The sequence below is a fragment of the Pseudomonas sp. W17 genome (assembly GCF_040268305.1).
GTDB classification, from domain to species: Bacteria; Pseudomonadota; Gammaproteobacteria; order Pseudomonadales; family Pseudomonadaceae; genus Aquipseudomonas; species Aquipseudomonas protegens.
The window spans coordinates 6193174-6218215 of the sequence record NZ_CP158490.1 but is presented as its reverse complement, the minus strand read 5'-3'; the positions used below and the strand labels follow the sequence as shown (position 1 = coordinate 6218215).

The 25042-nt window shown below is 64.3% G+C and carries 23 protein-coding genes; 15 read left to right on the top strand and 8 right to left on the bottom strand.

The window, feature by feature from the left end:
* Window positions 1-317: 317 nt before the first annotated feature.
* The 3 genes from quiC (at window position 318) to ABCR88_RS28565 (ending at window position 3347) form a co-directional block, all read left to right on the top strand.
* On the top strand, window positions 318-2228 hold the full coding sequence (gene quiC / locus ABCR88_RS28575; RefSeq protein ID WP_350403747.1) for a 3-dehydroshikimate dehydratase QuiC: 1911 nt from the start codon (window positions 318-320) through the stop codon (window positions 2226-2228).
* A 102-nt stretch (window positions 2229-2330) separates the two neighbouring features.
* Window positions 2331-3008: a TetR/AcrR family transcriptional regulator gene (locus ABCR88_RS28570; RefSeq protein ID WP_041119973.1), complete on the top strand. Its 678-nt coding sequence runs from the start codon at window positions 2331-2333 to the stop codon at window positions 3006-3008.
* A gap of 114 nt (window positions 3009-3122) precedes the next feature.
* Entirely contained in the window at window positions 3123-3347 is a 225-nt protein-coding gene (locus tag ABCR88_RS28565; RefSeq protein ID WP_015637127.1) for a hypothetical protein, read from the top strand.
* Window positions 3348-3414: 67 nt separating this feature from the next.
* Here ABCR88_RS28565 and ABCR88_RS28560 read toward each other — a convergent pair whose 3' ends face one another.
* The gene (locus ABCR88_RS28560; RefSeq protein WP_183001059.1) at window positions 3415-4269 is read right to left on the bottom strand and encodes a shikimate dehydrogenase; all 855 of its coding nucleotides are present in this window, start codon (window positions 4267-4269) and stop codon (window positions 3415-3417) included.
* Window positions 4266-4715 (bottom strand): type II 3-dehydroquinate dehydratase, encoded by a 450-nt coding sequence (aroQ, locus tag ABCR88_RS28555; protein ID WP_011063604.1) that lies wholly within the window; start codon window positions 4713-4715, stop codon window positions 4266-4268. Before aroQ ends, ABCR88_RS28560 begins: the two co-directional genes overlap by 4 nt.
* Window positions 4716-4974: 259 nt before the next feature.
* On the opposite strand from aroQ, the gene ABCR88_RS28550 reads away from it, so the two are divergent.
* The 7 genes from ABCR88_RS28550 (at window position 4975) to ABCR88_RS28520 (ending at window position 14802) form a co-directional block, all read left to right on the top strand.
* Complete coding sequence (locus tag ABCR88_RS28550; protein WP_011063603.1) at window positions 4975-5496, top strand: RNA polymerase sigma factor; 522 nt, start codon at window positions 4975-4977, stop codon at window positions 5494-5496.
* Window positions 5497-5559: 63 nt separating this feature from the next.
* Complete coding sequence (locus tag ABCR88_RS28545) at window positions 5560-6573, top strand: FecR domain-containing protein (RefSeq protein ID WP_183001057.1); 1014 nt, start codon at window positions 5560-5562, stop codon at window positions 6571-6573.
* Window positions 6574-6704: 131 nt separating this feature from the next.
* Window positions 6705-9410, top strand: coding sequence for a TonB-dependent receptor (locus ABCR88_RS28540; RefSeq protein ID WP_041119970.1), 2706 nt, complete (start codon window positions 6705-6707; stop codon window positions 9408-9410).
* 82 nt (window positions 9411-9492) lie between these two features.
* Complete coding sequence (locus tag ABCR88_RS28535) at window positions 9493-10110, top strand: heme acquisition protein HasA (protein WP_011063600.1); 618 nt, start codon at window positions 9493-9495, stop codon at window positions 10108-10110.
* A gap of 218 nt (window positions 10111-10328) precedes the next feature.
* Window positions 10329-12122 (top strand): type I secretion system permease/ATPase, encoded by a 1794-nt coding sequence (locus tag ABCR88_RS28530; protein ID WP_350403746.1) that lies wholly within the window; start codon window positions 10329-10331, stop codon window positions 12120-12122.
* A complete protein-coding gene (locus tag ABCR88_RS28525; RefSeq protein WP_232644529.1) occupies window positions 12119-13468 on the top strand; it encodes an HlyD family type I secretion periplasmic adaptor subunit in 1350 nt (449 codons plus the stop codon). The genes ABCR88_RS28530 and ABCR88_RS28525 overlap by 4 nt, the downstream gene beginning before the upstream one ends.
* The gene (locus tag ABCR88_RS28520; protein ID WP_350403745.1) at window positions 13465-14802 is read left to right on the top strand and encodes a TolC family outer membrane protein; all 1338 of its coding nucleotides are present in this window, start codon (window positions 13465-13467) and stop codon (window positions 14800-14802) included. The genes ABCR88_RS28525 and ABCR88_RS28520 overlap by 4 nt, the downstream gene beginning before the upstream one ends.
* Window positions 14803-14970: 168 nt before the next feature.
* Here ABCR88_RS28520 and trmA read toward each other — a convergent pair whose 3' ends face one another.
* Both trmA and ABCR88_RS28510 read right to left on the bottom strand, forming a co-directional pair.
* Window positions 14971-16050 carry a tRNA (uridine(54)-C5)-methyltransferase TrmA gene (trmA, locus tag ABCR88_RS28515; protein WP_350403744.1) on the bottom strand — a complete coding sequence of 360 codons (1080 nt, stop codon included), beginning with the start codon at window positions 16048-16050 and terminating at the stop codon, window positions 14971-14973.
* Window positions 16047-17339, bottom strand: coding sequence for an NCS2 family permease (locus ABCR88_RS28510; protein WP_041119966.1), 1293 nt, complete (start codon window positions 17337-17339; stop codon window positions 16047-16049). The genes trmA and ABCR88_RS28510 overlap by 4 nt, the downstream gene beginning before the upstream one ends.
* A gap of 206 nt (window positions 17340-17545) precedes the next feature.
* Between ABCR88_RS28510 and ABCR88_RS28505 the strand changes: the two genes are divergently transcribed.
* Complete coding sequence (locus ABCR88_RS28505) at window positions 17546-17995, top strand: DUF4879 domain-containing protein (RefSeq protein ID WP_350403743.1); 450 nt, start codon at window positions 17546-17548, stop codon at window positions 17993-17995.
* Between the two features lie 66 nt (window positions 17996-18061).
* Window positions 18062-18613 (top strand): DJ-1 family glyoxalase III, encoded by a 552-nt coding sequence (locus ABCR88_RS28500; RefSeq protein ID WP_350403742.1) that lies wholly within the window; start codon window positions 18062-18064, stop codon window positions 18611-18613.
* Window positions 18614-18616: 3 nt separating this feature from the next.
* Here the strand turns inward: ABCR88_RS28500 and ABCR88_RS28495 are convergent, their stop codons facing one another.
* The 3 genes from ABCR88_RS28495 to ABCR88_RS28485 all read right to left on the bottom strand — a co-directional run bounded on the left by ABCR88_RS28495 (window position 18617) and on the right by ABCR88_RS28485 (window position 20538).
* Complete coding sequence (locus tag ABCR88_RS28495) at window positions 18617-18907, bottom strand: HigA family addiction module antitoxin (RefSeq protein ID WP_053160128.1); 291 nt, start codon at window positions 18905-18907, stop codon at window positions 18617-18619.
* A 15-nt stretch (window positions 18908-18922) separates the two neighbouring features.
* Window positions 18923-19201 carry a type II toxin-antitoxin system RelE/ParE family toxin gene (locus ABCR88_RS28490; protein ID WP_325985262.1) on the bottom strand — a complete coding sequence of 93 codons (279 nt, stop codon included), beginning with the start codon at window positions 19199-19201 and terminating at the stop codon, window positions 18923-18925.
* A 98-nt stretch (window positions 19202-19299) separates the two neighbouring features.
* Window positions 19300-20538: an MFS transporter gene (locus ABCR88_RS28485; RefSeq protein WP_350403741.1), complete on the bottom strand. Its 1239-nt coding sequence runs from the start codon at window positions 20536-20538 to the stop codon at window positions 19300-19302.
* A 473-nt stretch (window positions 20539-21011) separates the two neighbouring features.
* Between ABCR88_RS28485 and ABCR88_RS28480 the strand changes: the two genes are divergently transcribed.
* From ABCR88_RS28480 to ABCR88_RS28470, 3 genes are all read left to right on the top strand, one after another.
* A complete protein-coding gene (locus ABCR88_RS28480) occupies window positions 21012-22451 on the top strand; it encodes a cytochrome ubiquinol oxidase subunit I (RefSeq protein WP_011063588.1) in 1440 nt (479 codons plus the stop codon).
* A gap of 3 nt (window positions 22452-22454) precedes the next feature.
* A complete protein-coding gene (cydB, locus tag ABCR88_RS28475; protein WP_011063587.1) occupies window positions 22455-23462 on the top strand; it encodes a cytochrome d ubiquinol oxidase subunit II in 1008 nt (335 codons plus the stop codon).
* A 105-nt stretch (window positions 23463-23567) separates the two neighbouring features.
* Window positions 23568-23735, top strand: coding sequence for a DUF2474 domain-containing protein (locus ABCR88_RS28470; protein ID WP_011063586.1), 168 nt, complete (start codon window positions 23568-23570; stop codon window positions 23733-23735).
* Between the two features lie 96 nt (window positions 23736-23831).
* Here ABCR88_RS28470 and ABCR88_RS28465 read toward each other — a convergent pair whose 3' ends face one another.
* Window positions 23832-24956, bottom strand: a complete 1125-nt coding sequence (locus ABCR88_RS28465) for a methyltransferase (protein ID WP_350403740.1) — start codon at window positions 24954-24956, stop codon at window positions 23832-23834.
* Between the last annotated feature and the right edge of the window lie 86 nt (window positions 24957-25042).

Sequence of the window (25042 nt, the reverse complement as noted above, 5' to 3'; positions counted from 1 at the left end):
GTATCAGCCAAAGGGATGTGCAGCAGTGAAGGGCGTTGAGTGCAAGCATGAGGGTGTACCCGATTTTTGAAATTTTTATGGTGTGTTCTGGGTCTGGGTGATTGAAGCCGGGGGGTTGGGGCCGGCTCAATGTGCTATCGATGGTGCGCAGTGGCTGAAAAATCGTCAATTCGCCAATCTGTATTTTGTTCGATAATCGAACACAAAACTAACTGGTTCGTACACTTTAACAAGGCCTGTGGAATAATCCGCAACATCCAATAAAAAGCCGCGGTCCCCCTGTGCCCGACTGGCCGTCCTTACCCGGGAGTCGAATCATGCAGCGTTCCATTGCCACCGTGTCCCTGAGCGGTACCCTGCCGGAAAAACTCGAAGCCATCGCCGCCGCCGGGTTCGACGGCGTGGAGATCTTCGAGAATGACCTGCTCTACTACGACGGCAGCCCTCGGGAAATCAAGCAGATGTGCGCCGACCTGGGCATTGCCATCACCCTGTTCCAGCCATTCCGGGATTTCGAGGGCTGCCGTCGCGACCGCCTGCCGCGCAACCTGGAGCGCGCCGAGCGCAAGTTTGACCTGATGCAGGAATTGGGCACCGACCTGGTGCTGGTGTGCAGCAACGCCTCGGCGGACAGCCTGGGGGACCGGCAGATCCTCATCGACGACCTGCACCTACTGGCCGAGCGGGCCGGTGCCCGGGGCCTGCGCATCGGCTACGAAGCCCTGGCCTGGGGCCGTCACGTGAATACTTATCAACAGGTCTGGGACATCGTGCGCAGCGCCGATCACCCAAGCCTCGGGGTGTTGCTGGACAGCTTCCACACCCTGTCGCTCAAGGGCGACCCGGCGGCGATTGCCGAGATTCCGGGGGACAAGATCTTCTTCGTGCAGATGGCCGATGCGCCGATCCTGGCCATGGATGTGCTGGAGTGGAGCCGGCATTTCCGCTGCTTCCCCGGTCAGGGCGAATTCGACCTGCCGGGCTTTCTGGCGCCGATCATCAAGAGCGGCTACACCGGGCCGCTGTCCCTGGAGATCTTCAACGACGGCTTTCGCGCCGCGCCGCCGCGGGCCAACGCCGCCGATGGCTTGCGCTCGCTGCTGTACCTGGAAGAGAAGACCCGCGAGCGCCTGCTGCAGGAAGGCCTGCCGGTGGCGAACATCGACACCCTGTTCGCGCCGCCTGCGGTGCAGGCCTATGGCGGCACCGAGTTTCTCGAGTTCGCCGTGGACGAGGCCCTGGGCGCCAAGCTCGGCGGCTGGCTGGAGCGCCTGGGTTTCGCCAGGGCTGGGCAGCATCGCTCCAAGAGCGTAAGCCTGATGCGCCAAGGGGAGATCAACCTGATCCTCAACTCCGAGCCCTATTCCTTCGCCCACAGTTTCTTCGAGGCTCACGGCCCTTCGGTGTGTGCCACGGCAATCCGGGTCAAGGACAGCGCCAAGGCCCTGGAGCGGGCGGTGGCCTACAAGGGCCAGCCCTATCGCGGCCTGGTGGGCCCCAATGAGCTGGAGCTGGCGGCGGTGCGCGAGCCCGATGGCAGCCTGATCTACCTGGTGGATCAGCAGCAGGGCGGCCAGCACCTGTACGACACCGATTTCAATATGCACAGCGGCGTGGTGGCCAAGGGCGGCCTCAAGCGCATCGACCACATGGCCATGGCCCTGCCGGCGGACAGCCTGGACAGCTGGGTGCTGTTCTACAAGAGCCTGCTGGACTTCGAGGCCGACGACGAAGTGGTGCTGCCCGACCCCTACGGCCTGGTGAAAAGCCGCGCCCTGCGCAGCCGTTGCAGCTCGATCCGCCTGCCGCTGAACATCTCGGAAAATCGCAATACTGCGATCTCCCATGCTTTGTCCAGCTATCGCGGTTCCGGGGTGCACCACATCGCTTTCGATTGCGACGATATCTTTGCCGAAGTCAGCCGGGCCAAGGAGGCTGGAGTGCCGCTGCTGGACATCCCGCTCAACTACTACGACGACCTGGCGGCACGCTTTGATTTCGACGACGAGTTTCTCAGCGAACTGGCCTACTACAACGTCCTCTACGACCGCGATGCCCAGGGCGGCGAGCTGTTTCACGTCTACACCGAGCCCTTCGAAGGGCGCTTCTTCTTCGAGATCATCCAGCGCAAGAACGGCTATGCCGGCTACGGTGCGGCCAACGTCGCGGTGCGCCTGGCGGCCATGGCCAAATCACGCAGCGGTGCCGTGCGCCAGGCCAAGTTGTAGAAGATTGTTAACGACGGCGGTAACGGCCGCCGTCGCGCTTTCTTTCGCAGGGTGACGCGGCCCATAATCGCCCGCGTGTGCAGTGATGGCCGTGAGCCCAGAATGACAATGACCAGTGAACGCTCGATTGCGCCCGATGAGCCTGCTCTCGAACCGCGCAAGAGTCGCAAGAACAACCCGGAAAAGACCCGCGAGAACATCCTTCAAGAAGCCATTGTCGAGTTCGTCCAGCAGGGCTTGTCCGGCGCGCGAGTGGATGCGATCGCCGAACGCATCCATACCTCCAAGCGCATGATCTATTACTACTTCGGCAGCAAGGAGCAGCTGTACGTCGAGGTGCTGGAGAAGCTCTACGGCGATATCCGCAGCACCGAGAGCCGCCTGCACCTGGCAGAGCTGGCGCCGCAGGAAGCGATTCGCCGGCTGGTGGAGTTCACCTTCGATCACCACGACCGCAACGTCGATTTCGTGCGTATCGTCAGCATCGAGAACATCCACAAGGCCGAGTACGTGAAGCAGTCCGGCGTGATCAAGGCCATGAACAACACCATTCTCCATGCCCTCGGCGAGATCCTCGAGCGCGGCGCGCGCGAAGGCGTGTTCCGCGGCGGCCTGGATCCGCTGGACGTGCATTTGCTGATCAGCTCGTTCTGTTTCTACCGGGTCTCGAATCGCCACACCTTTGGCGAGATTTTCCAGATCGACCTGCCGGATGAAGGCATCAAGAAACGCCACCGGGAGATGATCTGCGAGTCGGTGCTGCGCTACCTGCAGGCCTGATCCCACTCTTTGTAGGAGCTGGCTTGGCAGGCGCTGGCTTGCCAGCGAAAGCGCCCGTAAGATCGCCATCGCCACCAAGGCTTCTGCAACCTGCACCACGACAAGGAAGGCACCATGGGCAACCCCGTTCCAACCCTGAAAATAATCCTGATCCTGATGATCGTGGTCGACACGTTCTGGTTCGGCGAGCGCCTGCTGTCCCTCACCGGGTTCAGCATGTTCGACTGGTTGCCGTCGTCGGTGATCAGCCTGGTGGGCATCCTCGGCAGCCTGCTGATGATTCTCTTCAATGTGCTGCTGATCGGCCTGCTCTCGCGCCTGCAGCTCAAATCCGACTAAGCAGGCTGTAGCCGCTGCCGCAGGCTCGCCAGCGCCCTGAAGGCAGCAGCTGCTACCGAGCCCTGTCTCAGCCGTTCATGCTGTGAAAGTGCGCCAGCATGCGCTGCGGGTCCGCGCGTTGGCCGCTGAACAGCTCGAACGCCTTGACCGCCTGGAACACCGCCATGGTGCCGCCGTCCAGGGTTCTGCAACCCAGGGCCCGGGCGTTGCGCAGCAGTTCGGTTTCCAGGGGAAAGTAGACGATCTCGGCAACCCACAGCTGCGCTCGCAGCAGTTCCACCGGCACCGGCATGCCCGGCAGCTTGGCCATGCCCATGGGCGTGGTGTTCACCAGCCCGTCGGCGCTGTGCAGGGCACTCGACAGATCACCGCCTGCACGGGCCCGGGCGCTGCCGAAATGCTGGTTGAGGTTGTCCGCCAGGCTTTGCGCCCGCTGCGGCTCCACGTCAAAAATGTTCAGTTGCTCCACGCCTTCACTCAGCAGGGCGTGAGCCACTGCGGCCCCGGCACCGCCGGCGCCCATCTGCACCACCTGGCGCCTTGCCACGTCCGGCAGGCCGCGGCGAAAGCCCTCGGCAAAACCCAGGCAGTCGGTGTTGTGGCCGACTCGTTTGCCATTCTTGAGCACCACGGTGTTCACCGCACCGATGCCCCGGGCTTCCGGGGACAGTTCGTCGAGCAGCGGCAGGATGCTCTGCTTGCAGGGAAAGGTGATGTTCAGGCCGGTGAAGCTCATCTGCTCGGCGGCGCGCAACAGTTCAGGCAGGGCGCTGCTGTCCAGGCCCAGTTGATCCAGGTCGATCAAGCGGTACAGGTAGCGCAAATGCTGGGCATCGCCCTCTTGTTCGTGCAGGGCCGGGGTGCGGGAGGCCTGGATGCCGGCGCCAATCAGCCCGGCCAGAACACTGGCTTGCCGGCTCATGCGCCTTGCTCCTTGAACCGCTGGCTGAAGTGTTCCAGCGCCAGGCGATAGCCATGGCTGCCAAAGCCGCACATCACCGCCTGTGCGATGGCGGAAACGAAGGAGTGATGGCGAAACGGTTCGCGCGCGTGGACGTTGGACAGGTGCACTTCGATCACCGGCAGCTCGCTGGCCACCAGGGCGTCACGGATTGCCACCGAGGTGTGGGTCCAGGCGGCCGGGTTGATCAGGATGCCGGCGCAGCGACCACGCGCCCCGTGGATCCAGTCGAGCAACTCGCCTTCGTGGTTGGTCTGGCGAAACTCCACGGCGAGGCCGAACTCCTCGGCGGCGCGGCCGCACAGGGCGGAAATGTCAGCCAGGGTTTCGTGGCCGTAAGTGGCCGGCTCGCGGGTGCCGAGCAGGTTCAGGTTCGGGCCGTTGAGCACCAGAACGATAGGACGCATGGGGTAAATCTCCGTTGTTATTGTCGGCCTCGGGAGAGCGTACGAGGCGTTGAAAGGTAAATTGTACTAACTGGTTAATTTGGTCAATTGGCGGTAGATGCACAACGGGGGGCGGGCGGATTAAGTGTTCGGTAATCGAACGGCAGCGTAGGGCTCGCAGGTGCAAGGCTGCCGCCAATGAGTGCTTATATCAATTGAAAATCATTCTCGACTGACCGTAAGATGCCCGGCAATTTCCTTCATGTTCCAGGGAGTCGGTTTGTCGGACGTGGATCTCAAGGGACTGTTTCTCAAGCATGCCGCTGCCTTGCGTGGGTACCTGGCGCGCAAGATACGGGACCCGCAGTTGGCCGCTGATCTGGTGCAGGAGAGTTTCCTGCGGCTGGCCGAGCACACGCGCGGCGAGCGTATCGACAACTCCCAGGGCTATCTCTACCGCACGGCGAACAATCTGCTGATCGACCATGTACGTCAGGAGGCGCGGCGCAAGACCGAGACCGTGCCCCATGAAGTGCTGGCCGACATCGAGGATGAGGCGGCCGGGCTGGAGGCTCAGGCGATGGCGCAGCAACAGCGCAAGGCACTGAAACAGGCGATCATGGAACTGCCCCCGCGGACCCAGGAAATCTTTCGCCTCAACCGTATCGAAGGCATGACCCACGCCGAGGTGGCCCGGCACCTGAATATTTCCGACAGCTCGGTGCAAAAGCACCTGTCCCGGGCGCTGGCCTATGTGATGCAGCGTTTGCAGGCTACCGACGGTCGGCCGGTCGACGAGTGAGTTACGGTAAAAGTCGGGGTCAGACGTCACTGCTTATATATAACGAGAAATCGAGATTCACACGTGAATAGCCAGGGTCCGCAAGAGCGCAGTATCACCGAGGCCGCCGCCGACTGGGCGGTGCGTTTGCACGCGGGAGGCCTGAGCGCCACCGAGCAGGCGCAGCTTGCCCAATGGCAGGCCGCCGACCCGCGTCATCCCCAGGCTCTGGTGTTTGCCCGGCAGACCTGGGAGGCCCTGGGCGAGTTGCGCCTGGACCCCGAACTGGCGGCCACTGCCCCACCACGGCGCCAGGCGGCGCGGCCTGCGGCGACAATACCGCGCCCGCGCCGTCGACGCCGGCTGGTGCGGGCCGCCAGCGCGGCGATGCTGGTACTGGCGGTGGCCCTGGGCTGGCTGCAAGGACCGCAGGCGCTGCTGTACCTGCAGGCTGACTACCTTACCGGCAAGGGCGAGGTGCGCACCGTACAACTGGCCGATGGCAGCCAGGTGGAGCTGGATTCGGGCAGCGCCATTCGCCTGGACTACAGCGGCGACAAGCGCCAGGTTCAATTGCTGGCCGGCTCCGCGGTGTTTGACGTGGCGCCCATGGCCGGCGAGGAAAAAAGACCTTTTATCGTGCAGAGTGCCGGCGGCCAGACCCGCGCCCTGGGCACCCGTTTCGTGGTCGGGCGCGAGAGCGCTCAACAAGCCTGGGTCGGCGTGTTGCAGCACAGTGTCGCGGTAAGCCTGGATGCCCCGGCGCAACGCGGGGCCTCCGAGCGGGTGCTGCAAGAGGGGCAGAGCGTGCGCTATGACCCGCAGTCGGGGGTGGTGGCGCTTGATGGGCTCGACCTGCAGCGGGCCACCAGTTGGCGGCGCGGTGTCCTGGTGTTCGACCGCCAGCCCCTGGGCCTGGTGGTGGAGCGCCTCAATCGCTATCGGCCCGGGCGGGTGGTGCTGACCAACAGTGCTCTGGCCCAGCGTCAGGTCAGCGGTGTCTTCCGTCTGGACATGCTCGATGCAGCCCTGGTTACCCTGACCCAGGAATTGCAGGTGCAGCGTTTCGACCTGGCCGGCGTCAGCCTGATTTACTGAGGCCTGCGGGCCTTTTTCCACCCTTGTGCAAAATAATTGGAAAAAACCTTACTGAGTTTTCCTGTCTGGCACGTCTAGCTAATTGAGATGCATTCGCATAAACAAAAATAGCCAGCGCAGGAACAAGGGACATGAGGGTAGGCAGTCGCACTGGAATTCACGCAGCAAGTCGTTTGGCCCTGGCCATTCACTTGGGCGTCGCAGGGCTGTTGGCAGGAGGCGGTTTGCTGCACGCGGCAGAGCCTGTGGATGCAGCCCCACAGAGCGCCCAGCAGCAACGCGAGATGGATTTCGATATCCCCGCCCAGGCCCTTGGCAGTGCGGTGCTGGTGTTTGCCGAGCAGGCCGGGGTGCAGGTGCTGTTCGACAGCCTGCGCCTGCATGGCTTGCACAGCTCGTCGCTCAAGGGCCGCTACAGCGCCGAGGAGGGCCTGGCGCGGTTGTTGGGCAATGCGCCGGTGCAGTACCGCTTCACCGGCGAGCGCCAAGTGACCCTGAGCCGGGTGGAAACCGGCCGTGACGGCGCCCTGGCCCTGGCGCCCACCACCATCTCCGGCAACCTCGAAGGCCGCCAGAGCGACTGGGTGTATAACGCGCCGCGTTCGGTGAGCGTGGTCGGCCGCGAGCAGCTCGATCGCAACCCGCCCCGGCACGCGGCCGACATGCTGGAGGAAACCTCCGGTGTGTATTCGGCAGTCAGCCAGCAGGACCCGGGCCTGTCCGTGAATATCCGCGGCCTCCAGGACTATGGTCGGGTCAACATGTCAGTGGACGGCATGCGCCAGAACTACCAGCAGAGCGGCCACCAGCAGCGCAACGGCACCCTCTACGTCGACCCCGAGCTGCTCTCCGAGGTGATGGTGGAGAAGGGCGCCACTTCGACCATGGGCGGCGCCGGGGTGATTGGCGGGGTCGCCAATTTTCGTACCGTCGAAGCCCGTGACCTGCTCAAGCCCGGCCAGGAAATCGGTGGCCGGATCCGCGTGACTAGCGGCCTGGGTGGCCGCAGCAACGGCACCCATTTCATCGGCAGCACCGCCTTCGCCATCGGCACCGAGGTCTGGGACATGCTGCTGGCCGCCAGTGAACGGCACCTGGGGGACTACAACCCGGGGACCAAGGGCGGCATTGGCGAGCTGCGTACTGGCAGTTGGATGGACCCGTCGATCAATGACCGGGTGAAGAATTCCAAGGTGGCCTATTCCGCTTCCGTGATGCGTTCGCGCCTGGCCAAGCTGGGGCTCAACCTGCCCCAGGACCAGCGTCTGCAACTGAGCTACCTGACCACCCAGGTGTCCTACGACGACGCCAACATGATGAACGTCGAGAACAAGCAACAGCTCTGGGAAAAGCTCGGCAGCAGCGATGTGCGCTCGCAGAACTTCGGCCTCGACTACAGCTACACCCCGGACAACCCGCTGATCGACTTCAAGGCCAAGCTCTACTACGTCGACAACAGCAACGACCAGAGCACCCTGACCCGGCGCAGCAGCCCCGGCTACTCGATCACCTACCAGACCGACACCTATGGCGCTCAGGCGCAGAACACCTCGACCTTCGCGCTCGGCGAGCTGGCCACGCTGAAGGCCAACTACGGTCTGGAATTCTTCTATGACAAGGTCCGCCCCGACTCCAGCCAGCCGGTGCCCAAAGGATCGGCGGTCAGCGCTTCGCCCGCGGCCAGCATGACCCCCGAGGGCGATCGTGTCCTGGGCAGTCTGTTCACCCGCCTGGACTTCGACTACGACGGCTGGCTGAACCTCAACGCCGGTTTGCGCTACGACCGCTACCGCCTGCGGGGCGAGACCGGAATCAACACCCGCACCTTCGTGATCGGCAAGACGCCCCAGCAGATTTCGGTGCCGGTGGCCTATGACATCGACAACGAGGAAGGGCGCTTCTCGCCGACCTTCGGCCTGTCGGTCAAGCCGGGCGTCGAATGGCTGCAGTTGTTCGCCAGCTATGGCAAGGGCTGGCGGCCACCGGCGGTGACCGAAACCATGATCACCGGCCGGCCCCATGGCGGCGGCTCGGAGAGCACCTTCCCCAACCCCTTCCTCAAGCCGGAGCGCTCCAGCACCTGGGAAGCGGGGGTCAACGTCTTCAAGGAAAACCTCTGGTTCAACGATGACCGCCTGGGGATCAAGGTGGCGTACTTCGATACCCGGGTCGATGACTTCATCTATATGGCCATGGGTGTGCAGCCCCCTGGCTACGGCTCGCCCGGCATCGGCAACAGTGCCTATGTCAACGACCTCAGCAGCACCCGCTTCAAGGGCGTGGAGTACCAGCTGGACTATGACGCCGGTCGCGCCTACGGCCAGCTGAACTACACCCGCATGATCGGCGACAACGATTTCTGCACGAAAATCGCCTGGCTGGGGGGCGTGACCCAGCCGGTGAAGAATGGCAGTGGGCGTGGTGCGATCGTCACCGGCATGCGCCCCGATGATGCGGCCAACAACGCCAGCCGCTGCAATGCGGCGATCCTCGGTTCGGCCGAACACATGCCCATGGACCGCGGCACCCTGACCCTGGGCGCACGCTTTTTCGACCGCAAGCTGGATATCGGCGCCCGGGCCCGCTACAGCGCCGGCTATTCGATCGCCGGCTCCGCCACCGGCACCGTGAGCCAGACCGGTGTCTACCCGGCCGACTGGAAGCCCTACACCGTCTACGACCTGTATGGCAGCTACCGGGCCACTGAAGAACTGACCCTGCGCCTGGCCATGGAAAACGTCACCGACCGCGCCTACCTGGTGCCACTCGGCGATGTCCTGGCCTTCACCCTCGGCCGTGGCCGGACCTTGCAGGGCACCGTGGAGTATCAGTTCTGACCGCTTTTGCCCATTGATGGGCAAAACCGCAGCAGGCAGTGGCGTGCTGCGGACATGACCCCCTAATGTATTGGAGTTTTGCATGAGCATTTCGATCTCTTACAGCGCTACCTACGGCGGTAATACTGTTGCGCAATACCTGACTGACTGGTCGGCCTACTTCGGCGACGTCAACCACCGCCCAGGCGAAGTGGTCGACGGCACCAACACCGGAGGCTTCAACCCGGGCCCGTTCGACGGCACCCAGTACGCCATCAAGAGCACCGCCAGTGACGCGGCCTTCGTCGCCGACGGCAACCTGCACTACACCCTGTTCAGCAACCCAAGCCACACCCTGTGGGGCTCGGTGGACACTATCTCCCTGGGCGACACCCTCGCCGGTGGTTCGGGCAGCAACTACAACCTGGTCAGCCAGGAAGTCAGCTTCACCAACCTGGGCCTCAACAGCCTGAAGGAAGAAGGCCGTGCAGGCGAAGTGCACAAGGTGGTCTACGGCCTGATGAGTGGTGACAGCTCGGCGCTGGCCGGCGAGATCGATGCCCTGCTCAAGGCGATCGACCCAAGCCTGTCGGTGAACTCCACCTTTGACGACCTGGCCGCTGCTGGCGTTGCTCACGTCAACCCGGCTGCCGCAGCCGCTGCCGATGTTGGCCTGGTGGGTGTGCAGGACGTGGCCCAGGACTGGGCGCTGGCCGCCTGAGTGCAGGCCTGAGGCATAAAAAAGCGAATGCAGGATCGCTCCTCCATTCGCTGGCTTGACTCACCTCCGTCGCCCGAGTTTTCGAAGGCCAGGGCGGCGGCGGTGGCAAATTCTGGGGAGCGCCGTGGTGCCTGTCAACGCACCGGGCGCGCCTCTTGTCGTTCCGCTCTGCCCGAGCGGAAGGCCCTGTAACCCTAAACTCTCCACAGGACACCTTGATGAGCAGGCCGAATCCACTTGCCGCTTCCGAGACGCTGGCGGCCTTGACGGCCTACAAGGGCGGCTTTTTCAACATCGGCCTGTTCTCGGCGGTGATCAACCTGCTGATGCTGGCCCCGGCCCTTTACATGCTGCAGGTCTACGACCGGGTACTGGCCTCGGGCAATCAGATGACCCTGCTGATGCTGACGCTGATGATCCTCGGCCTGTTCGGCCTGATGGGGGCGTTGGAGTGGGTGCGTAGCCAGGTGGTGATCCACCTCGGTACCCAGATGGACATGCGCCTGAACCAGCGGGTGTATGACGCCGCTTTCGAAGCCCAGCTCAAGGGCAGCCCCCAGGCCGCCGGCCAGGCTCTGAACGACCTGACCGCGCTGCGCCAGTTCGCCACCGGCAATGCCTTGTTCGCGTTCTTCGATGCGCCCTGGTTTCCGGTCTACCTGCTGGTGATCTTTCTCTTTCACCCCTGGCTCGGCCTGCTGGCCCTGGCCGGTGCGGTGCTGCTGGTGGCGCTGGCCTGGATCAACCAGCACATTTGCCAGGCGCCGCTGGCCCAGGCCAGCCAGTTGTCGATCATCACCAGCCAGCAGGCCACCGCCAACCTGCGCAATGCCGACGCGATCGAAGCCATGGGCATGCTCGGCGCCCTGCGCGAGCGCTGGTTCATTGGCCACCAGGGCTTTCTGGCCCAGCAGAACCTGGCCAGCGAAAAGACCGCCACCATCAGCGCCTGGTCCAAGGGCGTGCGCATGGCCCTGCAGTCCCTGGTGCTGGGCCTGGGCGCCTGGCTGGCGGTGCAGGGCCAGATCACCCCGGGGATGATGATCGCCGGCTCGATCCTAATGGGCCGCGTGCTCAGCCCCATCGACCAGTTGATCGCGGTATGGAAGCAATGGAGTTCGGCGCGCCTGGCCTACGAGCGTTTGTCCGAGTTGTTGCAGGCCAACCCGCCGCGCCCGGCACGCATGAGCCTGCCGACGCCCAAGGGCAAGTTGAGCGTCGAACAGTTGAGCGCCTGTGCACCGGGCAGTCGTCGCCCGGCCTTGAGCAACCTTGGCTTCACCCTGGAGGCTGGCCAGGTGCTGGGGGTGATTGGCCCTTCCGGCTGTGGCAAGTCGACCCTGGCCCGGCTGCTGGTCGGTGCCTGGACGCCCCTGACGGGAAAGGTACGCCTGGATGGCGCAGACCTGGCTCAGTGGGACAGGCAGCAACTGGGGCCGCATATCGGTTACCTGCCCCAGGACATCCAGCTGTTCGCCGGCAGCATCGCCGAGAACATCGCGCGTTTTGCCCAGCTGGACTCGGATCAGGTCCTGCAGGCCGCACAAATGGCCGGGGTGCATGAGCTGATCCTGCAATTGCCCCAGGGCTATGACACGCGCCTGGGCGAGGGCGGTGCCGGGTTGTCCGGTGGCCAGCGCCAGCGCATCGGCTTGGCCCGGGCGCTGTACGGCCTGCCGGCGCTGATCGTGCTCGACGAGCCCAATTCCAACCTCGATGAAGCCGGCGAGCAGGCGCTGCTGCAGGCCATCAGCCAGCTCAAGCAACAGCAGCGGACCCTGGTGCTGATTACCCACAAGCCCAACGTGCTGACCCTGACCGACCAGTTGATGATCCTGCGCGACGGCCAGTTGCAGGCCTATGGTCCTACGGCGCGGGTGCTGGAGGCGAACAAGGCCAAGGCCGCGCCGCCGCCGGCTGTACCGATGAGCAATCCGGCGAGCAGCCCGGTGACCAGCTTGAACATGAACTACCGCCTGGGCGTGGCCGGCGGCGAAGGGAAAAAGGCATGAAGGCGAATTTATCCACAGGTCCTGCTGCGCCGGTCGCGGGGCCGGCCGCCAGCAATGTGTTGTCCCTGGACGACAGGAAGTACTCACGGCTCGGTTGGCTCCTGGTGCTGGGAGGTTTTGCCGGGTTTATCGGCTGGGCCGCCCTGGCGCCGCTGGACAAGGGCGTGGCGGTGTCGGGCAAGGTCATGGTCTCGGGCCATCGCAAGACCGTGCAGCACCAGAGCGGCGGCATCGTCGAGCGGATCGAGGTCAAGGAAGGCGATCGGGTCAGCGCCGGGCAGGTGCTGCTGCGCCTCAACGAGACGCCGCTGCGCACCCAGATGCAGTCCCTGCGCAGCCAGTACCTGGGCTCGCTGGCCAGCGAAGCGCGGCTCAATGCCGAGCGCGACGGCGCCAGCGATATCGTCTTCGACCCGCAACTTCAGGCCCTGGCCAGCGAGCCGGACGTGGCCGCCAGCCTGGCGCTGCAACGGCAGCTGTTCAGCAGCCGGCGCCAGGCCCTGAGCATGGAGCAGCAGGGGATTGCCGAAACCATCGCCGGCTCCGAGGCGCAGTTGCGTGGCACCCGGGATTCCCAGGCCAGCAAGTTGGCGCAGCGCCGCGCCTTGAATGAACAGTTGCAGGGGCTGCGGGAACTGGCCCGGGACGGCTATATCCCGCGCAACCGGCTGTTGGACAGCGAGCGCCTATACGCGCAGATCGATGGCTCGATCGCCGAGGACTTCGGCCGCATCGGCCAATTGCAGCGGCAGATCCTCGAACTGCGCCTGCGCATCCGCCAGACCACCGAGGATTTCCAGAAAGACCTGCGCAGCCAGTTGGCCGATACCCGGGTGCGCACCGAAGACCTGCGCAATCGCCTGGCGTCCGCCGAGTTCGAACTGGCCAACAGCCAGGTGCGCGCCCCGGCCGCCGGGGTGGTGGTGGGGCTGGAGGTCTACACCGAAGGTGGGGTGATCAAGCCGGGCCAGCCGCTGATGGACATCGTGCCCCAGGACGAGCCGCTGCTGGTGGAGGCGCGGGTGCCGGTGCAACTGGTGGACAAGGTGCACCCGGGGCTGCCGGTGGAGCTGATGTTCTCGGCCTTCAACCAGAGCACCACGCCCAGGGTGCCGGGGGAGGTGACCCTGGTGTCCGCCGACCGGCAGGTGGACGAGCGCACCGAGGAGCCTTACTACACCCTGCGGGCCACGGTCAGCGCCCAGGGCATGCAACAGTTGCAGGGCTTGCAGATCCGCCCGGGAATGCCGGTGGAAGCCTTTGTCCGTACCGGCGAACGCTCGATGCTCAATTACCTGTTCAAGCCCCTGCTGGACCGGACTCACATGGCGTTGGTGGAAGAATGATTCGAGCCTGGTGCTACCTGTCCCTGCTGTGCCTGTTGAGCAGCCCGTCGGTCCAGGCCCTGGGCTTGCTGGACGCCTATGACCTGGCCTTGCGCAATGACCCGACCTTCCAGGCGGCGATCAAGGAACACGATGCCGGGGAACAGAACCGCGCCATCGGCCGTGCCGGGCTGCTGCCGAACCTGTCCTGGAGCTACAACAATTCGCGCAACCAGTCCGAAGTGACCCAGGAGACGGTTGGCGGTGATGTCACCAATGACCGGGACTACCGCAGCTACGCCTCGACCCTGACCCTGCAGCAACCGCTGCTGGACTACGAAGCCTATGCGCGCTACCGCCAGGGCTCGGCCCAGGCGCTGTTTTCCGATGAGCGCTTTCGCGGCAAGAGCCAGGAACTGGCGGTACGCCTGCTCAGTGCCTACAGCCAGGCGCTGTTGGCCCAGGAGCGCATCGAACTGAGCCGGGCGCAGAAGCGTGCCTACGCCGAACGCTTGCAGCTCAACGAACGCCTGCTCAAGGGCGGCGAGGGCACCCGCACCGATGTGCTGGAGACCCAGGCCCGGCTGAGCCTGGCCCTGGCGCAGGAGATCGAGGCCCAGGACCAGCAGGATGCCGCCCTGCGCGAGCTGCAAGCCATCGTTGGCGAACCGTTGCAGATCGAACAACTGGATCCGCTGACCCGGCAGTTCCAGATCCAGCCGCTGCTGCCCAACCGCTTCGACAGCTGGCGTGACCTGGCCATGGCCAACAACCCGGACCTGGCGTCCCAGCAGCAGGCGCTGCGAGTGGCGGAGTACGAAGTGGAACGCAAGCGCGCCGGGCACCTGCCCAAGGTGAGTTTGTATGCCAGCAGCCGTCAGACCAGTTCCGATTCGGAAAGCTCCTACAACCAGAAGTACGACACCAATACCGTGGGCATCCAGGTCAGCCTGCCGCTGTTTGCCGGTGGCTCGGTATCGGCCTCGACCCGACAGGCGGCCAGCCAGCTGTCCCAGGCCCAGTTCGAACTGGACGCCAAGACCGCCACCACCCTCAACGAACTGCGCAAGCAGTTCAACCTCAATACCAGCGCCGCGGCCAAGGTCCGGGCCTATGAAATGGCCGTCAGCTCCGCCGAGGCCCTGGTGACCGCGACCCAGAAAAGCGTGCACGGCGGCGAGCGGGTCAACCTGGATGTACTGGACGCCGAGCAACAACTGTTTACCGCCCGCCGTGACCTGGCGGATGCCCGGCATGCTTACCTGTTGGCGCGGATCCAGCTCAAGTACTACGCCGGCCTGCTCAACGAACAGGACCTGCAGCAACTGGCCGGCTACTTCCGCCCCACGGGCTGACACCAGTGCCGCCGCACCTACCCTGTAGGAGCTGGCTTGCCAGCGAAGGCGTCGGCCGGATTGGCACAAGGCTCAGGGGCCTCTTCGCCGGCAAGCCGGCTCCTACGGAGGGGGAGACAGAATGCAAACAGCCGTCACGAGGACGGCTGTTGGCTATTGCACGGCAAATCAGCGGCGGGTCAGCAGGACTCCGGATTCCATGTGGTGGGTCCAGGGGAACTGGTCGAATAGAGCACAACGGGTGATGCGGTGGGTGTCGTGCAACTGGGCGATGTTGGCCGCCAGGGTTTCCGGGTTGCAGGAGATGTACAGGATGTTGTCGAAGCGCCGGGTCAGTTCGCAGGTGTCCGGGTCCATGCCGGCCCGGGGCGGGTCGACGAACACGCTGCCGAACTCGTAGCTCTTCAGATCCACGCCATGCAGGCGGCGGAACGGGCGCACGTCGTTCAGGGCTTCAGTCAGTTCCTCAGCGGACAGACGCACCAGGGTGACGTTATCCACAGCGTTTTCGCTGAGGTTGCTCAAGGCGGCGTTGACCGAGGTCTTGCTGATCTCGGTGGCCAGCACCTTGCGCACCCGGGTGGCCAGGGGCAGGGTGAAGTTGCCGTTGCCGCAGTACAGTTCCAGCAGGTCGTCCTCGCGCTCGCCCAGGACTTCATAAGCCCAGTTGAGCATCTTCTGGTTCACCGTGCCGTTGGGCTGGGTGAAGGCGCCTTCGGGCTGGCGGTAGCTGAAGGTACGCCCGCCGACTTCGAGCTTTTCCACCACGTAGTCCTGGCCGATAACCTCGCGCTTGCCCTTGGAGCGGCCGATCACGCTGACCTTGAGGTCGGCAGCCAGCTGGCTCGCGGCCTTGTGCCAGTGCTCGTCCAGGGGGCGGTGGTAGCACAGGGTGATCATCGCGTCGCCGGCCAGGGTGGTGAGGAACTCCACCTGGAACAGCTTGTGGCTCAGGGGCGCGCTGGCTTGCCAGGCGGTCTTGAGCTGGGGCATCAACTGGTTGATGCGCTGGCTGGCGATGGGGAACTCCTCGATGAGGATCGGCGTGCGCTTGTCGTCCTGGGAAAACATCGCGTAGTGCCGTTCACCGGCCTCGCGCCACAGGCGGAACTCTGCCCGCAGGCGGAAGTTCTGCAGGGGCGAGTCGAAGACCTGAGGCTCGGGCGCATCGAAGGGGGCCAGCAGGTCGCGCAAGCGCGCGACCTTGTCATTCAACTGGGTGGTGTAGCTTGCGGCGTCAAAAGTCATGCGGGGTAACCGAGCTTGATCACGAACAGGATCGACAGGATCACCAGAGGCGCGTTCAGCTCACGGGCACGGCCCGACAGCAGTTTGATCACGGTCCAGGCGATGAAGCCGAAGGCGATGCCGTTGGCGATGGAATAGGTGAACGGCATGGCCAGGGCGGTGACGACCACGGGAGCGGCGACGGTGATGTCTTCCCAGTCGATTTCCGCCAGGCCCGAGGTCATCAGCACGGCGACGAACAGCAGGGCCGGTGCGGTGGCGAAGGCGGGTACGCTGGCCGCCAGTGGCGAGAAGAACAGCGCCAGCAGGAACATGATCGCCACCACGATGGCGGTCAGGCCGGTGCGGCCGCCGGCGCTCACGCCCGCCGCGGATTCGATGTAGCTGGTGGTGGTCGAGGTGCCCAGCAAGGAACCGGCCATGGCGGCGGTGCTGTCGGCGATCAGCGCCCGGCCCATTTTCGGCATGTGGCCGTCCTTGCCCATCAGGCCGGCGCGCTTGGCGACGCCGATCAGGGTGCCGGAGTTGTCGAACAGATCGACGAACAGGAAGGCGAAGATCACGCTGATCAGGCCGATATCCAGGGCGCCCTTGATGTCCAGTTGCAGGAAGGTCGGGGCCAGGGACGGTGGCATCGAGGTCACGCCGCCGAACGGGGTGACGCCCATGAGAATCGAGACGATGGTCACCGCGAGAATGCCGATCAGCACCGCGCCGCGCACTTTCAGGGCCTCCAGGGCCACGATCAGGGCAAAGCCCAGGGCCGCGAGGATAGGTGCCGGTTTGCTCAGGTCGCCCAGCCCTACCAGGGTCGACGAGTTGCCCACCACGATCTCGGCGTTATGCAGGGCGATCAGCGCCAGGAACAGGCCGATACCGGCGGCAATGGCCGAGCGCAGGGGCAGGGGGATGCTGTTGATGATCCATTCGCGGATCTTGAAGATCGACAGTATGAAAAACAGCACCGCCGAGATGAACACGGCACCCAGGGCCACTTGCCAGGTGTGGCCCATGTGCAGGACCACGGTGTAGGTGAAGAAGGCGTTCAGGCCCATGCCCGGCGCCAGGGCGATCGGGTAGTTGGCGATCAGGCCCATGACGGTGGAACCGATGGCCGCCGCCAGGCAGGTGGCAACGAAGATCGCGCCCTTGTCCATGCCCGTCTCGCCGAGAATGCTCGGGTTGACGAAAAGGATGTAGGCCATGGCCAGGAAGGTGGTCACGCCCGCAAGAATCTCGGTGCGCACGTTGGTGTTGTGTGCCTTGAGTTGAAACAGCCTTTCCAGCATGTCTGCTCCCCGTGGCGCCGCCGGGCGCCGTGAATGTATCGACTCCAACAGCAAAGCACAGACTTTATAAGGTGCCTGCGGATTTGCGCTGGGTCGGAAAAAGCCGCGCATCATACCAGCAGCGTGGGCCAATGGCTGCGATCGTCGGCGATGTTTTGCCGCGCTGGCAAGTAGCGCATACTGCGCCCTGGTTTTAGGGGGGATTTATGCGCAGCACAGTGAAAATGACAGCCCTGGTATTGCTCGGCGCGACAGCCTGCTGGCTGGCGGCCCCGGCCATGGCGCGCTCGGCCCCGCTGCTGAGCCGGGTGGAGATTCTCAAGGTGCTGTCACCTTCCTGCGGCCTGGAGGATGTCTCCGACGGCCGTGAACGGACCCAGTGCGATCACAACGGCTCGAACATCAAGGTCTACGTGCTGGAGATCGGCTATGGCCGCGAGCCTCATGTGACCCTGGACGGCTTCGAGGTCGATGGCACCCGCTCGCCGGTGTGCGAGGACGGCTCCAGCTATGTGCCCTGCGGCAACTCGGGGACTACCGTCGGCTATGTCTATATCTTCGACCTGGCGGGCAAGCAGGAGGGCACCTTCAGCTTCCGCAACACCTCGCTCAACGCCCCGGGCAACAGCCTGGGCGCGCAGATCTACATCAAGTGACGGCGCCCTGAACGGCAGCCGGCAAAGCTGACTAAGCTCTAAAGACCTCCACGCGGAGTCATCCCCATGACCTTCAGAGCCCTGGTCACCCTTGCCGAAGGCATCGACGACCTGCAAAGCGTGACCCTGATCGACGTATTGCGCCGTGCCGAAGTCGAAGTGCTGGCCGCCAGCGTCGAAGGCCGGCGCATGCTCACCTGCGCCCGGGGCACCCGCTTGACCGCCGACGCCATGTTGGTGGACGTGCTGGCCCAGCGCTTCGACCTGATCGTATTGCCCGGCGGCGCGGTGGGCGCCCAGCACCTGGCGGCCCATCAACCGCTGCAGCAACTGGTCAAGGATCAGGCCGCAGCGGGGCGCCTGTTCGCCGGCATCGCCGAAGCCCCGGCCCTGGCCTTGCAGGCGTATGGCGTGCTGCGCCAGCGGCGCATGACCTGCCTGCCCAGCGCCAGCCATCAGCTACTGGGCTGCACCTTTGTCGATCAGCCGGTGGTGGTGGACGGCAACTGCATCACCGCCCAGGGTTCCGCCGCGGCCCTGGCGTTTGCCCTGGCCCTGGTGGAAGCGTTGTGCGGTCGCGGCAAGCGCGCCAAGGTGGCTGGAGAGCTGCTGGTTTAGGGCTCAGCCAACATGGGCCACGATGGGCTCGATCACCGGTTGCAGTTCCTGCTCGGTGTGCCATATGTCGTAATCGGCCTGTACCGCCAGCCAGACCTTGGCCTTGCCGATCCCGGCGCGTTCCAGCTTGACCGCCAGTTCCGCGCGGATTGGCGCATGACCGTTCAGCACCTTGGACAGGTGCGGGCGGGCGTAGCCGATATGCCGCGCCAGCTCCGTCACGCTGATGCCCAGTTCGGGCAAGATATCCAGGCGCAGGGTGTCACCGGGGTGGGGCGGGTTGTGGATGGGCATGATCCTGCCTCCTGTTCAGTGGTAGTCCAGATAATCCACCAGCTCGATATCCGAACCTACGAAACGAAAGATCACTCGCCAGTTGCCGGACACCACCAGGGACCAGTAGCCAAGCAGGTCGCCCCTGAGCGGGTGCAGCCGCCAGCCCGGCAGATTGAGGTCTGCCGGTTCGCTGGCGTGATCCATGAACGACAGCTGGCGGGCCAACCGGCGTGCATGCTTGGCCCGTATTCCACGAGTCGACCCGGTTTCATAGAAGGCGCGCAGGCCTTTGTACTGAAAGGACTTGATCATGGCGTGCGAGTGTAAGGCGATACCTTACACTCTTCGTAGCGGTTTTGTATTGCAGAGAATGATCAACAAGCTGTTACAGGGGCAAACCGCCTGAGGATTTACACCTTGGCTTCTTCCACGTGCTCGATCATCCGGTCCCGCTGGGCCAGGGTCGGGAACAGCTTGATCCAGACCCCGGTCACCAGCAGCGTGCCGACCCCGCCCAGCACCACCGCCGGCACCGTGCCGAACCAGTGGGCGGTGACTCCGGATTCGAATTCCCCCAGCTGATTCGAGGCGCCGATGAACAGGCCGTTCACCGCGCTGACCCGGCCGCGCATTTCGTCCGGGGTCTCCAGTTGCACGAAGGAGGCACGGATCACCATGCTGATCATGTCCGCCGCCCCTAGCACCACCAGCACCGTCAGGGAAAACCAGAACGAGGTCGAGAGGCCGAAGGCGATGGTGGCCACGCCGAATACCCCGATCGCGGTGAACATCACCCGCCCGACCTGGCGCTCGACGCTAAAACGCGCCAGCCACAGGGACATTAGCAAGGCGCCGACCGCCGGCGCCGAACGCAACAGCCCCAGGCCCCAGGGGCCGGTGAGCAGGATGTCCTTGGCGAACACCGGCAGCAGCGCGGTGGCGCCACCCAGCAATACCGCGAACAGGTCCAGGGAAATGGCGCCGAGGATGTCCGGGCGGCTACGGATGAAGCGGATGCCCGCCAGCAGCGAATCAATGGTGGCCTTGCCCTTGTTCAACGGGGTTTGCCGAGCCGGCAGGTTGAGCATCAGCAGGCAGGCGATCAGGTACAGAACCACCGTGGGGCCGTAGACCCAGACGCTGCCGAAGGCATACAGCAAGCCGCCCAGGGCCGGGGCGACGATGGTCGCCGACTGTTGCGCCGATTGCGCGGCGGCCACCGCCCGGGGAAACAGCGCGCTGGGCACGATGCTCGGCAACAGGGCCTGGGTGGTGGGCATTTCGAAGGAGCGGGCGCCGCCGAGGAGGAAGGCCAGGATGAAGATCATTTCCCGGGTGACGTTGTCGGTCAGGCTGCCGATGGCCAGGGCCAGGGCGATCAAGGCCTGCAGCGACTGGCAGATGGCCGCCACTCGGCGCCGGTCATAGCGGTCGGCCACATGCCCTGTGTGCAGCATGAACAGCACTCGCGGGGCGAACTCCACCAACCCCACCAGGCCCAGGTCGAGCACGTTGCCGGTGAGCTGATAGAGGTTCCAGCCAATGGCCACGGTGAGCATCTGGAAGCCGCTGGCGGTGAAGATCCGCGCCAGCCAGAACGCGATGAACGGACGATGGTGACGGAGCAGCAGAGGGTCTTGGCTGGGCATCTGGAGGCAAATCTGAGCGGGGAGTGAAACGAGATTATCACCAAGATGTAACCAATGGTTGCAGCCGGCGGAAAATTCGTTAGCCGCGCATCTATCTCGGTTTTCCGGGGAAATCTTGCCGGGTCCTTGGCGGTGCCCGCCATCGCCGCTCGCGATGGACACCAAGGTGGCGGCGATCCTGCGCATTAAGGCGGAAATGTCCGGGAAAAGCCCGGTTTTGACAGGGTGAGGCAAGCTGTCACGCGGCAAATAACCACAGAGTTGCGCGGCGAATTTAGGACTACTCTTTCAACGTTGCTTGATCCAGATCAAAACCTTTTTGCAAAGGCTGATGTGGTGGGCCAAGTGCCAGAATCCCTGCGTAGCGATGGTTTAAAAAAGAACGAATCCGAATTCGCCGCACTCCATATCCGTGGGGGCAGTGGGTGCAGGCCTCTGGCCGGCAGCCGGTATTACCTGACAGAGGAAAGCTTATGTTCGGTTTAGAGGCTCTAGATCTCGCCCGAATTCAGTTCGCGTTCACCATCTCGTTCCACATCCTGTTCCCGGCGATCACCATCGGCCTGGCGAGCTACCTGGCGGTGCTCGAAGGCCTCTGGCTGAAGACCCGCGACGACACCTACCGCGATCTCTACCACTTCTGGTCGAAGATATTCGCCGTCAACTTCGGCATGGGCGTGGTCTCCGGCCTGGTGATGGCCTACCAGTTCGGCACCAACTGGAGCCGTTTCTCGGACTTTGCCGGCTCCGTCACCGGCCCCTTGCTCACCTATGAAGTGCTCACGGCCTTCTTCCTGGAAGCCGGTTTCCTCGGGGTCATGCTGTTCGGCTGGAACAAGGTCGGGCGCAAGCTGCACTTCTTCTCCACGGTGATGGTGGCCATCGGCACCCTGATCTCGACCTTCTGGATCCTCTCGTCCAACAGCTGGATGCAGACCCCGCAAGGTTATGAAATCGTCAATGGCCAGGTGATCCCGGTGGATTGGCTGGCGGTGATCTTCAATCCATCATTCCCCTATCGCCTGGCGCACATGGCTGTAGCGGCGTTCGTCGCCACGGCGTTCTTCGTCGGTTCGTCCGCAGCCTGGCACTTGCTGCGCGGGCGGGACAACCCGGCCATTCGTCGCATGCTGTCGATGGCCATGTGGATGGCCCTGATCGTGGCGCCGGTGCAGGCGGTGATCGGCGACTTCCACGGGCTCAACACCCTCAAGCACCAGCCGGCGAAAATCGCCGCCATTGAAGGCCACTGGGAAAATGTCGGCAACGAGCCGACCCCGCTGATCCTCTTCGGCTGGCCGGACATGAAGGCCGAGAAAACCAGGTTCGCGGTGGAAATCCCTTACCTGGGCAGCCTGATCCTCACCCACTCGCTGGACAAGCAGGTTCCGGCGCTCAAGGAGTTCCCACCCGAGGACCGGCCCAACTCGACCATCGTCTTCTGGTCGTTCCGGATCATGGTCGGCCTGGGCATGCTGATGATCTTCACCGGCCTGTGGAGCCTCTGGCTGCGTAAGCGCGACACCCTCTACACTTCGCGCCCCTTCCTGTACCTGGCGTTGTGGATGGGCCCATCCGGGCTGATCGCGATCCTGGCCGGCTGGTTCACCACCGAGATCGGCCGCCAGCCGTGGGTGGTCTATGGCCTGATGCGCACGGCGGATGCCTCTTCCGGCCACAGCTTTGTGCAGATGAGCATCACCCTGGCGCTGTTCGTGGTGGTGTACTTCTCGCTGTTCGGCGTGGGTATCGGCTACATGATGCGCCTGGTGCGCAAAGGCCCGGTTACCAACGAAGGTGCCGAAACCAGCCACGGTGGCCCCGGACAGAAACGCACCCCGGCCCGTCCGCTGTCCGCAGCCGACGATGACCACGACGCCGACCACGGCACCCGCCTGAACAAGGGGAACTGAGTCATGGGTATTGATCTTCCGCTGCTCTGGGCCGTGATTATCATCTTCGGCATCATGATGTACGTGGTCATGGACGGCTTCGACCTGGGGATCGGGATTCTCTTCCCGTTCGTCAAGGACGACCGCGACCGTGACGTGATGATGAACACCGTCGCCCCAGTCTGGGACGGCAACGAAACCTGGCTGGTACTGGGCGGCGCGGCGTTGTTCGGCGCCTTCCCGCTGGCCTACTCGGTGGTGCTCTCGGCACTCTACCTGCCGCTGATCCTGATGCTGGTGGGCCTGATCTTCCGCGGCGTGGCCTTCGAGTTCCGCTTCAAGGCCAAGGAAGACAAGCGCCACATCTGGGACAAGGCCTTCATCGGCGGCTCGGTGGCGGCGACCTTCTTTCAGGGCGTGGCCCTGGGGGCATTCATCGATGGCCTGCCGGTGGTCAACCGCCAGTTCGCCGGCGGTTCCCTGGACTGGCTGACCCCCTTCACCCTGTTCTGCGGCCTGGCGCTGGTGGTGGCCTATGCCTTGCTCGGCTGCACCTGGCTGATCATGAAGACCGAAGGCAAGCTGCAACTGCAGATGCATGACCTGGCGCGGCCCCTGGCCTACGTGGTGCTGGCGGTGATCGGCGTCGTCAGTATCTGGACGCCCCTGGCCCACGCCGAGATTGCCGCGCGCTGGTTCACCCTGCCGAACCTGTTCTGGTTCCTGCCGGTGCCGATCCTGGTGCTGGTGACCATGTACGGCCTGCTCCGCGCCGTGGCCCGCAACGCCCACTACACGCCGTTCCTGCTGACCCTGGTGCTGATCTTCCTCGGCTACAGCGGCCTGGGCATCAGCCTGTGGCCGAACATAGTGCCACCGTCGATCTCCATCTGGGACGCCGCCGCGCCGCCGCAGAGCCAGGGCTTCATGCTGGTGGGCACCTTGTTCATCATCCCGTTCATCCTGGGTTATACCTTCTGGAGCTACTACGTGTTCCGCGGCAAGGTCACCCACGAAGACGGTTATCACTAGGTAGGAGCCGGCTTGCCGGCGAAAGGGGCCTTGCGCCCAGCTGGCCTGCGCTTTCGCTGGCAAGCCAGCTCCTACGAGGGTTTGGGTTAGGCAGGAGTTGAGGTCATGAGCGGTAAACACTCTTTGCAGGAAATCGAACAGGCGGAAAAGAAGCCGCTGTGGCAGCGCCTGGGTTGGCTGGTAATGATCTGGGGCGGCAGTGTCCTGGCCCTGTTCGTGGTCGCCAGCCTGATGCGCATGTTCATGAATGCCGCAGGCCTGACCACCCACTGATCATCCCATCCCGTTGCCTTGCGGCACGGTTTCAACCCTCCCTTGGCGGAGGGTTTTTTTTGCCTGTCGAAAAGGCCGCTGTGTTCTGGCGAGCCCTTACTTGCGGGCCTTGAGGATGACGAACTTGGGGGTTGCCGCCACTTGCTCGACGCCGCGGAACAGCCGCGCCAGCTTGCTGTGGTAGCCCAGGTGGCGGTTGCCGACGATGTACAGTGCACCCCCTACCACCAGGGCCTCCCGGGCCTGCTGGAACATGCGCCAGGCGAGGAAGTCGCCCACCACCTGCTGCTGGTGGAACGGCGGGTTGCACAGCACCACGTCCAGGGACTGTGGCGCTTGCCCGGCCAGGCCGTCGCCGGCGCGCATCTCGGCCTCGCGCTCACCGAGCACCGCCTGCCAGTTTTCCCGGGCCGACTGCACCGCCATGAAGGATTCGTCCACCAGGGTGTAATGGGCTTGCGGGTTGTCCAGGGCGCTGGCGATGGCCAGTACGCCGTTGCCGCAGCCCAGGTCCGCGACCCGGGCGCTGCCGAGGTTCTGCGGCAGGTGCGGGAGGAAGGCGCGGGTGCCGATGTCCAGGCCTTCACGGCAGAACACGTTGGCGTGGTTGAGCAGTTCGATGGCCGGCTGTTCCAGGCGATAGCGGGTCGGGTAGGGCGACACGACGGGCTGCTTGTCTTGCGGCGTGGCAATCAGCAGCCGAGCCTTTTTCACCGCCAGCGAGGCCTGGACCGGGCCGATGTAGCGCTCCAGCAAATCACCGGCGGCGCGGGGCAGGTGCTTGACCATCGCCGCCGCCACCACCTGGGCGCCGGGGGCCAGGTGCCCTTGCAGGCGGATCAGTTGCTCTTCCAGCAGGGCCAGGGTCTTGGGCACGCGGATCAGCACCCGGTCGAAGGGGCCGTGCAACGGCTCGCTGGCCGGTATCACCCGCAGAGCGTCGAAGGGCAGGCCGTTGCGCGCCAGGTTCTTTTCCAGGGCCAGGGCGCCCAGGTACGAATCGCCGCTGCTGCTGACCTGGACCTTGCCCTGCAGGCTCGCGGCCAGGGCGCCAAAGCTGTCATTGAGGATCAGCACCCGGCTGTCGCTGGTCGGTTGCTGCTCGGCCAGATGGTTGAGCAGGTATTCGTCCGCCGCGTCGAAGGCTTGCAGTGGCTCGTTCTGCTGTTCGGGCTGGCGGATCAGGTCGAGTTGGGCGAAGGAGCTTGCAAGCAGGGGCATGGGGCGGACTCTAGGTAATCGGTGAGTGTCCCGGCGGTGGGGGCTGTCGAGCGCACGGGAACCCTCGGACAGCGGCAGTGCGGGCT

Excerpts from the sequence above, each read along its gene's own strand:
- quiC (WP_350403747.1), top strand. The coding sequence starts at position 318 with ATGCAGCGTTCCATTGCCACCGTGTCCCTGAGCGGTACCCTGCCGGAA.
- ABCR88_RS28570 (WP_041119973.1), top strand. The coding sequence starts at position 2,331 with ATGACAATGACCAGTGAACGCTCGATTGCGCCCGATGAGCCTGCTCTC.
- ABCR88_RS28565 (WP_015637127.1), top strand. The coding sequence starts at position 3,123 with ATGGGCAACCCCGTTCCAACCCTGAAAATAATCCTGATCCTGATGATC.
- ABCR88_RS28560 (WP_183001059.1), bottom strand. The coding sequence starts at position 4,269 with ATGAGCCGGCAAGCCAGTGTTCTGGCCGGGCTGATTGGCGCCGGCATC.
- aroQ (WP_011063604.1), bottom strand. The coding sequence starts at position 4,715 with ATGCGTCCTATCGTTCTGGTGCTCAACGGCCCGAACCTGAACCTGCTC.
- ABCR88_RS28540 (WP_041119970.1), top strand. The coding sequence starts at position 6,705 with ATGAGGGTAGGCAGTCGCACTGGAATTCACGCAGCAAGTCGTTTGGCC.
- ABCR88_RS28535 (WP_011063600.1), top strand. The coding sequence starts at position 9,493 with ATGAGCATTTCGATCTCTTACAGCGCTACCTACGGCGGTAATACTGTT.
- ABCR88_RS28530 (WP_350403746.1), top strand. The coding sequence starts at position 10,329 with ATGAGCAGGCCGAATCCACTTGCCGCTTCCGAGACGCTGGCGGCCTTG.
- ABCR88_RS28525 (WP_232644529.1), top strand. The coding sequence starts at position 12,119 with ATGAAGGCGAATTTATCCACAGGTCCTGCTGCGCCGGTCGCGGGGCCG.
- ABCR88_RS28520 (WP_350403745.1), top strand. The coding sequence starts at position 13,465 with ATGATTCGAGCCTGGTGCTACCTGTCCCTGCTGTGCCTGTTGAGCAGC.
- trmA (WP_350403744.1), bottom strand. The coding sequence starts at position 16,050 with ATGACTTTTGACGCCGCAAGCTACACCACCCAGTTGAATGACAAGGTC.
- ABCR88_RS28510 (WP_041119966.1), bottom strand. The coding sequence starts at position 17,339 with ATGCTGGAAAGGCTGTTTCAACTCAAGGCACACAACACCAACGTGCGC.
- ABCR88_RS28505 (WP_350403743.1), top strand. The coding sequence starts at position 17,546 with ATGCGCAGCACAGTGAAAATGACAGCCCTGGTATTGCTCGGCGCGACA.
- ABCR88_RS28500 (WP_350403742.1), top strand. The coding sequence starts at position 18,062 with ATGACCTTCAGAGCCCTGGTCACCCTTGCCGAAGGCATCGACGACCTG.
- ABCR88_RS28495 (WP_053160128.1), bottom strand. The coding sequence starts at position 18,907 with ATGCCCATCCACAACCCGCCCCACCCCGGTGACACCCTGCGCCTGGAT.
- ABCR88_RS28490 (WP_325985262.1), bottom strand. The coding sequence starts at position 19,201 with ATGATCAAGTCCTTTCAGTACAAAGGCCTGCGCGCCTTCTATGAAACC.
- ABCR88_RS28485 (WP_350403741.1), bottom strand. The coding sequence starts at position 20,538 with ATGCCCAGCCAAGACCCTCTGCTGCTCCGTCACCATCGTCCGTTCATC.
- ABCR88_RS28480 (WP_011063588.1), top strand. The coding sequence starts at position 21,012 with ATGTTCGGTTTAGAGGCTCTAGATCTCGCCCGAATTCAGTTCGCGTTC.
- cydB (WP_011063587.1), top strand. The coding sequence starts at position 22,455 with ATGGGTATTGATCTTCCGCTGCTCTGGGCCGTGATTATCATCTTCGGC.
- ABCR88_RS28470 (WP_011063586.1), top strand. The coding sequence starts at position 23,568 with ATGAGCGGTAAACACTCTTTGCAGGAAATCGAACAGGCGGAAAAGAAG.
- ABCR88_RS28465 (WP_350403740.1), bottom strand. The coding sequence starts at position 24,956 with ATGCCCCTGCTTGCAAGCTCCTTCGCCCAACTCGACCTGATCCGCCAG.